13 protein-coding genes are annotated in these 12922 nt (G+C 62.3%); 8 read left to right on the top strand and 5 right to left on the bottom strand.

Features of this window, described 5'->3' with window-relative positions:
• Positions 1–32: 32 nt before the first annotated feature.
• The 4 genes from CKO11_RS00245 to CKO11_RS00230 are packed head-to-tail and all read left to right on the top strand — an operon-like array spanning position 33 to position 2311.
• On the top strand, positions 33–758 hold the full coding sequence (locus CKO11_RS00245; RefSeq protein WP_223631742.1) for a ComF family protein: 726 nt from the start codon (positions 33–35) through the stop codon (positions 756–758).
• A gap of 32 nt (positions 759–790) precedes the next feature.
• Complete coding sequence (grxC, locus tag CKO11_RS00240; protein ID WP_223631741.1) at positions 791–1048, top strand: glutaredoxin 3; 258 nt, start codon at positions 791–793, stop codon at positions 1046–1048.
• The gene (locus CKO11_RS00235) at positions 1048–1878 is read left to right on the top strand and encodes a carbon-nitrogen hydrolase family protein (protein WP_223631740.1); all 831 of its coding nucleotides are present in this window, start codon (positions 1048–1050) and stop codon (positions 1876–1878) included. The genes grxC and CKO11_RS00235 overlap by 1 nt, the downstream gene beginning before the upstream one ends.
• 1 nt (position 1879) lies before the next feature.
• The gene (locus tag CKO11_RS00230; RefSeq protein ID WP_223631739.1) at positions 1880–2311 is read left to right on the top strand and encodes a MarR family winged helix-turn-helix transcriptional regulator; all 432 of its coding nucleotides are present in this window, start codon (positions 1880–1882) and stop codon (positions 2309–2311) included.
• Positions 2312–2396: 85 nt separating this feature from the next.
• Here CKO11_RS00230 and CKO11_RS00225 read toward each other — a convergent pair whose 3' ends face one another.
• The 3 genes from CKO11_RS00225 to CKO11_RS00215 form a co-directional block, all read right to left on the bottom strand.
• Positions 2397–3500 (bottom strand): site-specific DNA-methyltransferase, encoded by a 1104-nt coding sequence (locus tag CKO11_RS00225; RefSeq protein WP_223631738.1) that lies wholly within the window; start codon positions 3498–3500, stop codon positions 2397–2399.
• A 110-nt stretch (positions 3501–3610) separates the two neighbouring features.
• Positions 3611–4246 (bottom strand): ribonuclease HII, encoded by a 636-nt coding sequence (locus CKO11_RS00220; protein ID WP_223631736.1) that lies wholly within the window; start codon positions 4244–4246, stop codon positions 3611–3613.
• Between the two features lie 86 nt (positions 4247–4332).
• Positions 4333–4842, bottom strand: a complete 510-nt coding sequence (locus CKO11_RS00215) for a hypothetical protein (RefSeq protein WP_223631734.1) — start codon at positions 4840–4842, stop codon at positions 4333–4335.
• A 164-nt stretch (positions 4843–5006) separates the two neighbouring features.
• Between CKO11_RS00215 and CKO11_RS00210 the strand changes: the two genes are divergently transcribed.
• The 4 genes from CKO11_RS00210 (at position 5007) to CKO11_RS00195 (ending at position 8408) form a co-directional block, all read left to right on the top strand.
• Positions 5007–5285, top strand: a complete 279-nt coding sequence (locus CKO11_RS00210; protein WP_411741974.1) for a hypothetical protein — start codon at positions 5007–5009, stop codon at positions 5283–5285.
• Positions 5209–5961 carry a hypothetical protein gene (locus CKO11_RS00205; RefSeq protein WP_263298359.1) on the top strand — a complete coding sequence of 251 codons (753 nt, stop codon included), beginning with the start codon at positions 5209–5211 and terminating at the stop codon, positions 5959–5961. The genes CKO11_RS00210 and CKO11_RS00205 overlap by 77 nt, the downstream gene beginning before the upstream one ends.
• A gap of 69 nt (positions 5962–6030) precedes the next feature.
• Positions 6031–7125 (top strand): carboxynorspermidine decarboxylase, encoded by a 1095-nt coding sequence (locus tag CKO11_RS00200; RefSeq protein WP_223631727.1) that lies wholly within the window; start codon positions 6031–6033, stop codon positions 7123–7125.
• A gap of 47 nt (positions 7126–7172) precedes the next feature.
• Positions 7173–8408 carry a saccharopine dehydrogenase family protein gene (locus tag CKO11_RS00195; protein ID WP_223631725.1) on the top strand — a complete coding sequence of 412 codons (1236 nt, stop codon included), beginning with the start codon at positions 7173–7175 and terminating at the stop codon, positions 8406–8408.
• A gap of 56 nt (positions 8409–8464) precedes the next feature.
• Here the strand turns inward: CKO11_RS00195 and CKO11_RS00190 are convergent, their stop codons facing one another.
• Together CKO11_RS00190 and CKO11_RS00185 are read right to left on the bottom strand one after the other, a co-directional pair.
• A complete protein-coding gene (locus CKO11_RS00190; protein WP_223631724.1) occupies positions 8465–11560 on the bottom strand; it encodes an efflux RND transporter permease subunit in 3096 nt (1031 codons plus the stop codon).
• Positions 11557–12900: an efflux RND transporter periplasmic adaptor subunit gene (locus CKO11_RS00185; protein ID WP_223631721.1), complete on the bottom strand. Its 1344-nt coding sequence runs from the start codon at positions 12898–12900 to the stop codon at positions 11557–11559. Before CKO11_RS00185 ends, CKO11_RS00190 begins: the two co-directional genes overlap by 4 nt.
• Positions 12901–12922 lie beyond the last annotated feature (22 nt).

Here is a 12922-nt window from a genome sequence, read left to right as displayed (position 1 = left end):
ATAAGGCGGTTCGAGCCCGGAGACCAGACGGGATGCAGCGCGCGGTCGCGGCGCTGTTGCACACCGTCTTTCCACCGCGCTGCATTTGCTGCGGCGAGGCGGTGGGCACCGATCACGGCTTGTGCGGCCCCTGCTGGCGCGAGATGCGGTTTATCACCGGCACAATCTGCGATTGCTGCGGGGCGCCCCTGCCGGGCATTTCAGAAAACATCGTGCACTGCGATGACTGCCTTGGGACGCCGCGCCCTTGGGCGCGGGGGCGGGCCGCCTTTTTGTATTCGGGCACCGGACGGGCGTTGGTTTTGGCATTCAAACATGCTGATCGGCTTGATCTGGTGCCGTCTTTGGGCGACATGCTCGCCCGCGCCGCGCAACCGATTTTGGAACCGGGCATGGTGGTCGCCCCGGTGCCGCTGCATCGGTTGCGGATGGTGCGACGGATGTTCAACCAATCCGCCCTATTGGCGCAGACTATGGCACGCACGCAACGGCTGCCCTGTCTGCCCGATTTGTTCGAGCGGCGCCGCGCCACCCCCAGCCAAGAGGGGCACAGCCGCACTGAGCGCCATGACAATCTGGCCGGGGCGATCCGACTGCGCCCGCGCTATGCCCCCAAAATCAAGGGGCGCCATATTCTGGTGGTCGATGACGTTCTGACCTCGGGCGCGACGCTTGACGCTTGTGCCGAGGCGGCACTGGCCGCAGGAGCGGCGCAGGTGTCGGTTGCTGTGCTGGCCCGCGTTGCGAAGGAGGCGTGAAGCCCTTACGTTGGACCCAACAAGGAGCTTTCATGAAACGCGTCGAAATCTACACCACCCGCACCTGCCCCTATTGCATTGCCGCCAAGGAGCTGCTGATCCGCAAGGGCATCCCATTTGAAGAAACCGATGTCGGTGCCGATCCGATGGAACGGCAAAAGATGACCCAACGCGCCAATGGCGGCTATACCGTGCCGCAGATTTTCATTGGCGGCACACCGGTGGGCGGCTGCGATGAACTGCATGCGCTGGAGGCGGCAGGCAAGCTTGATCCGATGCTGGCCGAGTGATGCGCGCCGCGCTGGTTCAGCTTTCCGTCGGCGACGATCCGGCCCAAAACCTGCCGGTGACGCTCGATTTCATGCGCCAAGCCGCGGCGCAGGGCGCGGGCTTTGTGCTCACCCCCGAATGCACCAATCTACTGTCGTCAGACCGCGCGCATCAGCAAGCGGTGCTGTGCCATGAAGAGGATGACCCGACCCTTGCCGCGCTGCGCGCCGAGGCGCAAAGCCTTGGCGTTTGGCTTTTGATCGGGTCTTTGGGTCTGAAAACACATGAGGCCGATGGCCGCTTTGCCAACCGATCCTTTCTGATCGACCCGCAAGGGCAGATCGCGGCGCGCTATGACAAGATCCATATGTTCGATGTCGATGTCTCGCCCACGGAACGCTATCGCGAATCGGATGCCTATCGCCCCGGCGCGCGCGCGGTTCTGGCGGAAACGGATTTTGCCAAGATCGGTATGGCGATCTGTTATGATCTGCGCTTTCCGCATCTATTCCGGCGTCTGGCGCATGCGGGGGCCGATCTGTTGACCCTGCCTGCCGCCTTCAATGACACAACCGGCGCCGCGCATTGGGGAAGCCTGATCCGGGCGCGGGCGATTGAAAACACCTGTTTCGTTCTGGCACCGGCGCAATGTGGCACCCATGCCGCGCATGGTGGCAAGCCGCGCCGCACCCATGGCCACAGCCTTGCCGTGGCCCCTTGGGGCGAGGTGCTGGCCGATGGCGGCACCGAACCGGGCGTGACACTGGTCGATATTGATCTGGCCCGGGTGGCCGAGGCGCGCGCCCGCGTCCCCTCGATCACCCATGACCGCGCGTTCGAGGGGCCCTGACATGCCCGATCCGCTGGCCGCCGCGCTGTTTTCCGAGGTCTTCATGGCCGATCAGTTGGCGCGTAATGTCGTCAGCCGGGCTTTGCCCAAAGGCATGGAAATCTCTCATTTTTCCGTGCTCAACCACCTTGCCCATATCGGCGAGGAACGCACCCCCGCGCAACTGGCCGCGACCTTTCATGTCACGCGTGGCGCAATGACCAACACATTGTCGAAACTGGTCTGGGCGGGGCATGTGCATATCCGCCCCGATTGGGATGATGCGCGGCGCAAATTCGTGGCCATATCCCCCGCCGGGCGGCAGGCGCGCGATGCGGCACTGGCCACCTTGATGCCGCTGATTGGCGACATCGTGCGCGACATCGGCGCCGAGAAGGTGCGCATGGCGCTGCCGGTTTTACGCGAATTGCGCGCCCGGCTGGAGGATAGCTGAAAATCAAAAAGACCCCGCCGAGTGAACGGCGGGGCAAGGTCGCGCCCCGGTCCGGCCGGGGCGCTGGCGGTAACCTTGTATTTCGTCAGTTCATTTCGGCGCGAATCTGCTGGCGCAGCAGATCGATCGGCACCAGTTTGCCGTCGCGCTTGAAATGCCAATAGGTCCAACCATTGCAGCTTGGCGCGCCTTCCAGATGCGCTCCGACCTGATGGATCGAGCCTTTGACATCATTGCCGACCAGCGTGCCATCGGCGCGCACTTTCGCCTTGTAGCGGTTGCCGATGGAATAAAGCTCCTCGCCCGGGCGCAGCATGCCGCGTTCGACCAATTGGCCAAAAGGCACGCGCGGTTCGGCGCGTTTCGAGGTGGTGGTTTCCAGCGCTTCGCGGTCAAACTTGCGCACTTTGGCCAGCCGCTTTTCGGCAGCGACCCGGTAGGCTTCTTCGCGCTCGATACCGATATATTCGCGCCCCAGCATCTTCGCCACAGCGCCCGTGGTGCCCGTGCCAAAGAACGGGTCCAGTACCACATCGCCGGGGTTGGTGGTGCCCAGAATGATCCGGTGCAGCAACGCTTCGGGCTTTTGCGTCGGATGCGCTTTATCGCCCGCATCGTCTTTCAGACGCTCGCCCCCAGTGCAGATCGGCAGCACCCAATCCGAGCGCATCTGGATGCCTTCGTTCAGCGCCTTCAACGCCTCGTAATTGAAGGTGTATTTCGCGCCCTCGGATTTGCTCGCCCAGATCAGCGTTTCATGCGCATTGGTCAGACGTTTGCCGCGGAAGTTGGGCATCGGGTTCGATTTGCGCCAAACCACGTCATTCAAGATCCAGAAGCCTTGGTTTTGCAACTCGGCCCCAAGCCGGAAAACATTGTGGTAAGAGCCAATCACCCAGATCGCCCCGTTGGGCTTCAAAATACGCTTGGCAGCGGCCAGCCAATCGCGGGTGAAATGGTCATAATGGCCAAAGGAGCCGAACTTGTCCCATGCATCATCCACGGCATCGACCCGTGAATTGTCAGGCCGGTGCAAATCGCCACGCAGTTGCAGGTTATAGGGCGGGTCGGCGAAGATCAGATCGACGCTTGCCTCGGGCAAGCGGTTCATTTCCTCGATGCAGTCGCCCGCAATGATCTGATTGAGCGGAAGAGCCGGTTGCGGCTTCCGCGATTGGGTCTTGGTCATGTCTGCCTCATTCTGCCCGTCTGGGTCTTGCCCGGTGGGTCGCCAGCTTGTGCCGGTCTATGGGGCTAAAGATGAGTCAAAGCTGATTCGTCGTCAATTTCTTTTTTGAATCAGGGGGTTACAGTTTTCGCTTGGCACAAGATATTGTGGACAGGCTTGAACGAACGTCTATGAACGGGCGTTACCCCCAAATCTAGGAGCGCCTGCAAATGGTCCTTGGTCGGATAACCGGCGTTCCGCTCCCAGCCATAGCCGGGGTATTGTTGCGCCAAATCCACCATCAGCGCATCGCGCGCTTGTTTCGCCAAAATTGACGCAGCCGCAATCGAGACCGAGCGCGCATCCCCTTTCACCACCGTTTCGGCAGACAAGCGCAGCGCCTTAGGCAGCCGGTTGCCATCCACCAGCACATGATCGGGCGGCGTTTGCAGCCCCGCAATCGCGCGACACATCGCAAGGTGGCTGGCTTGCAAGATGTTGAGGGTATCAATCTCTTCGACGCTGGCATGGGCCACGCACCAATCCGCCGTCTGGGTGATCTGCGCCACAAGGTCGGCGCGGCGTTTGGCCGACAGCTTCTTCGAATCGTTCAGACCTTCGGGAATATACGCGGGGTCCAAAACCACGGCAGCGGCGGTCACCGGGCCACACAGCGGGCCGCGCCCGACCTCGTCCACGCCCGCCACACGCAATAGCCCGCGCGCACGGGCGGCGATTTCAAAACTGTCATCAGGTTGGTTTGCCATGCCCCCCAGTGCCGCGTCACAGGAGACAGCGCAATGAAAAAGGCGAGGGGAGCCCCTCGCCTTTTTGCCGCTTTAACTTTGCCGCTTTAACGGTGCCCGATACGGAACCCGTAATCCTCAAGGCAGGACCGGCGATAAAGGGTGGCCCCACGCGCGCGATCATTTCTCAGGTTGATCTTGCAGTTGATCGGCAAGGCGCGCCAACCCACGGCATCGGCCGCGCAATGCGCCGCGACCAGCGCATTGCGTGTGCTGCGCGCGCCCGTGTTCACAAGACAGCGCTCGGGAATCGTGCGCCGCGCCTCCCGGCGGCGCTCATCACGCCGGTTCGTCCAACCATCATCCCACCGCCAATCATCGCGTCGGCCGGGGCGGACGTCATACGGCTGAGGGCGCGGTCTCGGACGCACGCGGCTATCGTCGTTTTGACTGTTGGCGATCAGCGCAAGCGCACCGATCCCAAGCACCACGCCCAGCGCGGCTTTGTCCTTATCATTCATCGCAGCGGCGGGGGTGACCGTGGCGGTCAGACTGCCAGCCGCCAAGGCGACAGCGGTCAGCGCAGCGGTGAAACCTGTGCAGAATTTCTTGATCATTTCCGTGTCCTTCAAATCGGGCGGCAAGCCGCGTTCGGTATGGTCCGACCGTCGCGCCAAGCCCCCTCGAAACGCAATAACAGCAAGCTGTTATGCGATAGCAAGACCCGCAAACCCCTTTGGCTATTGCATAACAACGCCGCTGCGCGCAGCTTGATCGCATGATGAAACATGCGCTTCTTGCCCTTGCCCTTCTGGCCGCAGCCCCCGCGCAGGCTCAGTGCTATGCCGATTACAAGGCAAAGCAAGACGATCCCTTGCGGCTGCATTACGGTGTCGCGCAGGTGCCCGATAGCGCCTGCTCCAAAGCGGCGGCCACGGCCGTTCTGTCGCCCCGTCTGGCTGCGGGCGGCTGGACCCTGCTTAATGTCGTGTCCGTTTTCGGGCCCGAAACGCTCAACAGCAAGAAGGCGAGTGCCGGTGCCTACTTCCTCCGTTACTGAGGGGCTGAAAACCGGCTCGCGCGCCGTGATCTGGGGCGTGGCCGCGATTGCCGTAGCGCTGGCCGCTGCCGCCGCCATGCTGTTTTTGTCGCTGCCCGATGCCAATGCCTTCAACGCGCGGGTCGAAGAGATTTTCGTGCAAAACGATGCGCTGACCAACCCCAGCCAGTTGCGGCTTTTGGAGGTGCTGGCGCAATCGGGCACGGCCTTTGCAGAGGTGCTTACCTCTTACCGCATCATCATCTTTATCTTGCTGGTCTTCGCCACGGTGCTGATGGTGGCGGCGCTGGTGCTTTTGGTCACGATTGCGGGGCTGAACCGGCGCATGAGCGCGATCCAACGCTCTGGCATCGAAGTACAAAGCCTGCGCATCCTGCGCGCGGAAAACGCGGTGATGCTGAACGAGATGGCCTTTACCCTGACGCCTGCGGCCATCGACACGCTGTCGGTTCTGGCCGAAGCGCGGATGGATGACGAATTGCTGACCGGGGCGCAGATTGAGGCGATGATTTCCGGCAAGCCCGAGGCAGATTGTGACGAAGCCGCAGGCGCCACGCGCATCAAACGGCTGCGCGACAGCTTGGGCAATGCCTTGGTCAGCGAGTTGCTGGTGCGCAACATTTCACGCAAGGGTTACACGCTGGGCGTAGCGAAGGAACGTCTGCGCGTCGATTAAGGCCAAAACCTGTTGCGTCACAGGGGTTAGGGGCCTATATCGCGGCTTCACTTTTTTGGGGGGGCGCCCATGATTCCGACACCCTTCTACCTGATCGACGAAGCGCGGATTCTGACGAACATGCGCAAGATCGAGGCTTTGCGGGCCGCTTCGGGGGCGAAGGCGCTTTTGGCGCTCAAGTGCTTTGCGACATGGTCGGCGTTTGACATCATGCGCCCCTATATGGATGGCACCACCTCCAGCTCGCTTTACGAACTGCGTCTGGGGCACGAGAAATTCGGCAAGGAAACCCATGCCTATTCGGTGGCGTGGTCGGATAGCGAGATTGATGAAGCCTGCGGCTATGCCGACAAGATCATCTTCAACACCGTTGGGCAGTTGACCCGGTTTGAAGCGCAATCGGCGCATATTCAGCGCGGGCTGCGGCTGAACCCGCGGTTTTCGACCAGCGGGTTTGATCTGGCCGACCCGGCCCGACCGTTCTCGCGGCTGGGCGAATGGGATGTGAATAAGCTCTTGGGTGTGGCCGATCGCATCACCGGGGTGATGATCCACTACAATTGCGAAAACGCCGACTTTGCACTGTTCGACGAACAGCTTGGCCGGATCGAACGCGACTTTGCCCCGCTTTTGGAAAAGCTGGAGTGGGTAAGCCTTGGCGGCGGTATCCATTTCACCGGCGAAGGCTACCCGCTTGAAGCGCTTGCCGCACGGCTCAAAACCTTCTCGGAGCGTTTTGGCGTGCAGGTCTATCTGGAACCGGGCGAGGCGTCGATCACGCAATCCACCTCGCTTGAAGTGAGCGTGCTTGACCTGCTCGACAACGGCAAGAACCTTGCCATCGTCGATAGCAGCATCGAAGCGCATATGCTCGACCTTCTTATCTATCGCGAAAGTGCCAAACTGCCGCAAACCGGCGATCACGCCTATCAGATCTGCGGCAAATCCTGCCTTGCGGGCGATATTTTTGGCGAAGCCCGTTTTGAAAAACCGCTGAAGGTGGGCGACCGCATCTCGGTCGCCGATGCGGCGGGCTATACGATGGTCAAGAAGAACTGGTTCAACGGTGTGAACATGCCGTCGATCGCGATCAAACGAGAAACCGGCGAGATCGAGCTTATTCGACAGTTCGGTTACGAGGATTATCTGACATCCCTGTCCTGAGGGGCTGATCGCCCCCCTTCCCTTGCTCATGAAAGGAGCCAGAAGAAGTGAAAAAGAACGTGCTTATCATCGGTGCCGGTGGCGTCGCGCAGGTGGTTGCCCACAAATGTGCGCAGCACAACGACATACTGGGTGACCTGCACATCGCCTCGCGCACCAAGGCGAAATGCGATGCCATCATCGCCTCGGTGCATGAAAAGGGCGCGATGAAAGTGCAAGGCACGTTCGAGGGCCATGGGGTCGACGCGATGGACAGCGCGGCGGTGGCCGAACTGATCCGCAAGACCGGTGCGCAGATCGTCATCAATGTGGGCTCGGCTTTCGTCAATATGACGGTGATGAGCGCCTGCATCGAAACGGGCGCCGCCTATATGGACACCGCGATCCACGAAGACCCGGAAAAGATCTGCGAAGCGCCGCCGTGGTATGGCAACTACGAATGGAAGCGGCGTGACGAATGCAAAGCCGCGGGCGTGACCGCCATTTTGGGCGTGGGCTTCGACCCGGGCGTGGTCAACAGCTACGCACGTCTGGCCGAGGATGAATTCCTCGACACGATCGAAAGCATCGACATTGTCGATATCAACGCGGGCTCGCATGGCCGCTGGTTTGCCACCAACTTCGACCCGGAAATCAACTTCCGCGAATTCACCGGCACGGTCTATTCGTGGCAAAACGGGGCCTGGCAAACGAACAAGATGTTCGAAGTCGGCAAGGAATGGGATCTGCCCGTTGTCGGCAAGCAGCAAGCCTATATGACCGGCCATGACGAGGTGCATTCGCTGTCGGCGCGCTACGCCCATGCCGATGTGCGCTTCTGGATGGGCTTTGGCGAGCATTACATCAACGTCTTTACCGTGCTGAAAAACCTTGGCCTTCTGTCCGAAAAGCCGGTCAAAACCGCCGAAGGCCAAGAGGTGATCCCGCTCAAGGTGGTCAAAGCCGTGCTGCCAGACCCGGCCAGCCTTGCGCCCGATTACACCGGCAAGACCTGCATCGGTGACCTTGTAAAAGGCACCAAAGACGGCAAACCGGCGGAGGTGTTCATCTACAACGTGGCCGATCACAAAGACGCCTATAACGAAGTGGGCAGCCAAGGCATTTCCTACACCGCTGGCGTGCCACCTGTGGCCGCCGCGATCTTGATCGCCAAGGGGGTCTGGGATGTGGGCCATATGGCCAATGTCGAAGATCTGCCGCCGCGCCCGTTCTTGGAACTGCTGGGCGAGATCGGCCTGCCGACCCGAGTGATTGACACCACCGGCACCGACCGCGCGATCTGAGCCCCGGTTGAGGCTCTCTGAAAAGGCCCGCCTTGGCGGGCCTTTGTCTTTGGCGCCTAGGCGTCACGGTCGGCGACGCGCATGCCGAAGTCTTCCAAGATCGCCAGCATCGCCGGGGTAACAAACAGCGACAAAAGCGTGGCCGAGGTCAGCCCGAAGGCCAAACTTGCCACGATCGGGCGCAAGAATTGCGCCTGTGTACTTTGCTCGAACAAAAGCGGCCCCAGCCCTGCCACCGTTGTCAGCGAGGTCAGGAAAATCGCGCGGAACCGGTCACGCACCGCCTCGCGCCCGGCATCCACGATCCCCATCCCCGCCGCGCGGCGCGCGCCGATAAAGGCATCCAGCAAGATCGCATTGTTCACCACCACCCCCACCAGCGTGGCCAGGCCCACCAGACTGGGCAGGGAAATTTGCAGCCCCAAGGCCATATGCCCCCAGATCACGCCAATCAGGCTTAGCGGCACCGCCGCAATCACCGCAACCGGACGAAGGAAGCTTTTCATCGTGAAGGCAAGCAGCAGATAAACCCCCGCCGCCCCCGCCGCCATGTTCCGAAGCAAAGAGGCGCCGGTGGTTGCGGTATCCTGTTCCTCGCCCAAAACCCGCACCCTGACACCGGGGCGCTTTTGCGCCAATTCGGGCAGATACTCGGCGCGCATCGCCGCCATCAATTCGCGCGCATTGGCCACCGCCGGGTTGATCGTGCCCTGCACCGAAACCGCACGTATGCCGTTCACATGGGTGATGGTCGAAGTGCCCCGGGTTTGCGTAACCTCAGCCACCACCGCCAGCGGCACCAGCGCGCCCCCCGCCCCCGGAACCCGCAACGCCAGCACATCTTGCAAGCTGCGCCGGTCGCTGGCGGCCAGACGTGCCACCACATCGATCTGGCCGCGCGCATCGGCAAAGCTGACCGCGCTGTCCCCCCGAAAGGCCGCGCGCAATTCCCCCGCCAGCGCGGCGGGCGTCACGCCCAGAAGGTTCGCCTGTGCGGGCTTCATGCGCACCACCAATTCGGGCTTGCCCGGCTGCAGATCAAAGGTCACATCGCGCACCCCATCAAAGCCGCGAAAGAACCGGCGCAATTCGCGCGCGGTCGTGGCCAGGTCCCCTAGATCATTGCCTTCCAACAGCAGATCGATGGGCTTACCGCCCGCGCCGCGTTCCTTGTCGGTGATCCGAAAAGCCGCCATATCGGGCATCTGCCCCACGCCCTTTTTCCACGCATCAAGGATCGCCCCCACCTCGGTCGTGCGCACGCCCGCAGGCAAAAGCGCCGCGCTGACCGTGGCCATATTCGGCCCGGTGGTGGGGCTGTCGGCATTGGTGCCATAGGTGATCGTATAGCTTTTCACCAAGCGCTGCCCATCGGGCTGATCGGGGCTGAATGCGTCATCCAGTTCGGTCAGCGCCTTGACCACCTTGGCCACCCGCGCCTCGGTCCGGTCCAGAGGGCTGCCCTCTACCAGCAAAAGCCGCGCCTCGACCGTGTCGCTTTCCAGCGTGGGGAAGCTTTGGTATTTCAAAAATCCCCCGGTAAAGGGTGCAACCGATAGGGCCACCAGCAAGATCGCCATGCCCAGTGTTAAATAGCGCGCCTGTAAAAGCCGTTCGGCAAAGGGCACCACGACACCATCGCGAAACCGCTCGAACACGCTATTGACCGCACGGCCCACCGCGCCGGGGCGCATATCGCGATCCAGCGAATGGCGCATATGCGCGGGCAGGATCAAGAAAGCCTCGATCAGGCTGACCGTCAGCGTAATCAGCAAAACGATGGGGATATATTTCAAAAGCGCACCGATATTGCCGCTGAGGAAGCTCAGCGGGCCAATCACCAAAGCCGTGCTTAGGAACGAGGCCAGAACCCCCGGCCCAACCTGCAAGACGCCATTTACGGCCGCCTCGCGCGCGCTTTCGCCCGCCTGCCGCCGCCGCACGATATTTTCGGAAATCACGATGGCATCATCCATCAACAGCCCGGTCGCAACCAGCAGCGCCACCATCGTCATCATATTGACGGTATAGCCCAGCATCTGCATGGCAAAGATCGCGCCAAGGAAGGACACCGGCAGCCCCATCGCCACCCAAAACGACATCCGCAGCCCGAAGAACAGCCACATCGCCGCCAGCACCAAGACCAGCCCTTGCAGCCCGTTCACGCCGATGATCCGCAACCGCTCGACGATATTCGACGTCGAATCTTGTGAAATGGCCAGAGTGATCCCTGCCGGGGCCTCTGCCGCCGCTTGGGCTATTTGGCGATCCAGCGCTGCCTTGACCTTTAGCGCATCTTGCGCGGCGGTCTTGGACACAGCAACGATGGCGGCGCGCTGGCCGTTGAAATAGCTGGCCTGCGCGGGTTCGGCAAACCCGGCGCGGATCTTGGCAACATCGCCCAGCCGCAACTGCCCGCCGGTGGCGCTGCCCGCAATGGGGATTTGCGCAAGCTCTGCGGGGGTGCGCCGCTCGCCCAGAAACCGGATCGAAACATCCCCCGCCCGGCCCTCCAGCGTGCCCCCCGGCATATCAAGGCTATACCGCGCCAGCGCCGCGCCAATGTCGGTCATGTCAAGGCCGAACCGCTCCAGCCCGGCGCGATCGAATTCCACCGCAATTTCGCGGTCGGAAAAGCCGTTCACGTCGACCATGGAAATCTGTGGATCGGCGCGCAGCCGGTCCGCCAGATCCTGCGCATAGGCGTAAAGCACCGCCGGGTCATCGGGGCCGGTGACTGCGATGGACGAAACCGAGGCGGTGCGCTCGACAATCTGGGTGACCGGCGCCTCGGCCTTGGCGGGGAAGCCGGTGATCCCCTCCACCGTGTCTTTCACATCGGCATAAAAGCGCGCCATATCCGCGCCTTCGATCATTTCGGCGGTGATCTGGGCGGCGTTTTCGCGTGCAAGGCAAGTCAGCGTATCCAGATTTTCAACCCGCATCAGCAGCGGATCGGCCAGCGTGCAAATGCCGGTCTCCACCTCGGCGGGCGCGGCCCCCGGGTAAGCGATGCGCACCGAAACATCCGAGGGCGGCGTGATCGGAAAGGTATCGCGTTGCAAAGCGGGCAGCGCCATCAGCCCCAGACCAGAAATCGCGATCATCGCGATATTGGCCGCCGTGCGGTGCCCGGCAAACAGCCGGATCATGGCTGTGCCCCCTTCTTGCCAGCGCCACCCCCACTACCGGGCTTGGCGGTCGGCACCGCCTGTCCAAGCGCACTCGCGGCGATCTCGGCCTTGCGGGCGGCATCTTCAACCGGCTTGACCGCCATTCCCGGCATCGCAATCGCGGGATCGGTGAGGACAAGCTGCACGCCCGGGGCCAACCCGCCGGTCACCACCGCCAGATCACCGGTTGCGAACCCGCTTTGCACAGCGCGGCGTTCCAATGTGTTCTCCGCCGAGACCACCAAAACCGCCCCGTCCGAGATCGCTTCAGCGGGCACCACGAGCGCCGGGCGTTTGGGGGCGAACAATTCAACCTCCACCACCATATTGCGCCGCAAAGGCGGACGGCTGCCCGCCTCGCTTTGCCCCAAAGGGTCGGGGACACGCACCACGACGGGGGCGTTTTGCGTGGCGGGGTCGATGGCCTCGCCCACGCGCGCCACTTCGGCTTTCCAGACCACGGCATGATCGGCGGCGGGCAGGCGCACCCGCGCCTTGAGATCGGTCACCTGCGTGCCCTCGCCCAAAAGCCGCAACAGCGGGCCGATCCGGCCCACTGGGAATTGCGCCGCAATATCGACCGCCGCGGTCCCCTCGCCTGACAAAAGCACCTGTCCCGGGCTGACGAACTGGCCCAGATCGGCCTCGAGCGCGGTGATGCGCAGCTCATAGGGCGCGCGAATCTCGGCCAAGCTTTGATCGCGTTCAAGCGCGGCGCGCTGGGTTTGCAGCACCGCGCGTTCGGCCGCATTCAGTGCCAGTTGATTTTGCAGATCAATCACCTTGGTGCGGGTGGTCAACTCTTGGCGGCGGGTGGTTTCCAGCGCGGCCTGCGTCACCACGCCTTGGGCGTGCAACTGTTCTTGGCGCCGCAAATCTTCCCGCGCGAGATCAAGGTCCGAGCGCGCAAGATCTAGGCTCGCCTGTAGCGTCTGATCGCGCACATGCGAGGCGGAAAGCTGCGCTTCGATATTCGCCAGATCAAGCTTGATCGTGCTGTCATCAATGCGAAACAGCACCGTGCCTCCCGGCACGATCTGGCCCGGGGCCACCCCCTCGGCCAGCGCGGCGACCTCCCCCTCGATCCGGGCGACCGCACGCCAATCGCGCACCGGAGTGACCGTGCCATAACCGATCACCCGGGGCAGGAAATCGGTCTCTTCCAGCGTGACGACCCGCACCAATGTCGGCTTGCGCACCATCGTGCCCGGTTCGGGCACCGAGGTCAGCTTGCCCGCGTAAAGCACCGCCATTACGCCCAGCGTGGCGGGCACCAAAACCATAGCCGCGCGCCGCAAAATCGTTCCCGCCGTTGTCATGGCGCCCTCTCACTCTGACAAT

The organism is Rhodobacter sp. TJ_12, assembly GCF_020023995.1.
Lineage (GTDB): Bacteria > Pseudomonadota > Alphaproteobacteria > Rhodobacterales > Rhodobacteraceae > Rhodobacter.
Note: the sequence above shows the minus strand (reverse complement) of the source record. Positions and strands in the feature narration are given on the sequence as shown.

Bases quoted from the DNA above. Each gene is read 5' to 3' on its own strand.
- CKO11_RS00235 (WP_223631740.1), top strand. From the start codon at position 1,048: ATGCGCGCCGCGCTGGTTCAGCTTTCCGTCGGCGACGATCCGGCCCAA.
- CKO11_RS00230 (WP_223631739.1), top strand. From the start codon at position 1,880: ATGCCCGATCCGCTGGCCGCCGCGCTGTTTTCCGAGGTCTTCATGGCC.
- grxC (WP_223631741.1), top strand. From the start codon at position 791: ATGAAACGCGTCGAAATCTACACCACCCGCACCTGCCCCTATTGCATT.
- CKO11_RS00185 (WP_223631721.1), bottom strand. From the start codon at position 12,900: ATGACAACGGCGGGAACGATTTTGCGGCGCGCGGCTATGGTTTTGGTG.
- CKO11_RS00225 (WP_223631738.1), bottom strand. From the start codon at position 3,500: ATGACCAAGACCCAATCGCGGAAGCCGCAACCGGCTCTTCCGCTCAAT.
- CKO11_RS00200 (WP_223631727.1), top strand. From the start codon at position 6,031: ATGATTCCGACACCCTTCTACCTGATCGACGAAGCGCGGATTCTGACG.
- CKO11_RS00205 (WP_263298359.1), top strand. From the start codon at position 5,209: ATGTCGTGTCCGTTTTCGGGCCCGAAACGCTCAACAGCAAGAAGGCGA.
- CKO11_RS00210 (WP_411741974.1), top strand. From the start codon at position 5,007: ATGAAACATGCGCTTCTTGCCCTTGCCCTTCTGGCCGCAGCCCCCGCG.
- CKO11_RS00245 (WP_223631742.1), top strand. From the start codon at position 33: ATGCAGCGCGCGGTCGCGGCGCTGTTGCACACCGTCTTTCCACCGCGC.
- CKO11_RS00190 (WP_223631724.1), bottom strand. From the start codon at position 11,560: ATGATCCGGCTGTTTGCCGGGCACCGCACGGCGGCCAATATCGCGATG.
- CKO11_RS00220 (WP_223631736.1), bottom strand. From the start codon at position 4,246: ATGGCAAACCAACCTGATGACAGTTTTGAAATCGCCGCCCGTGCGCGC.
- CKO11_RS00215 (WP_223631734.1), bottom strand. From the start codon at position 4,842: ATGATCAAGAAATTCTGCACAGGTTTCACCGCTGCGCTGACCGCTGTC.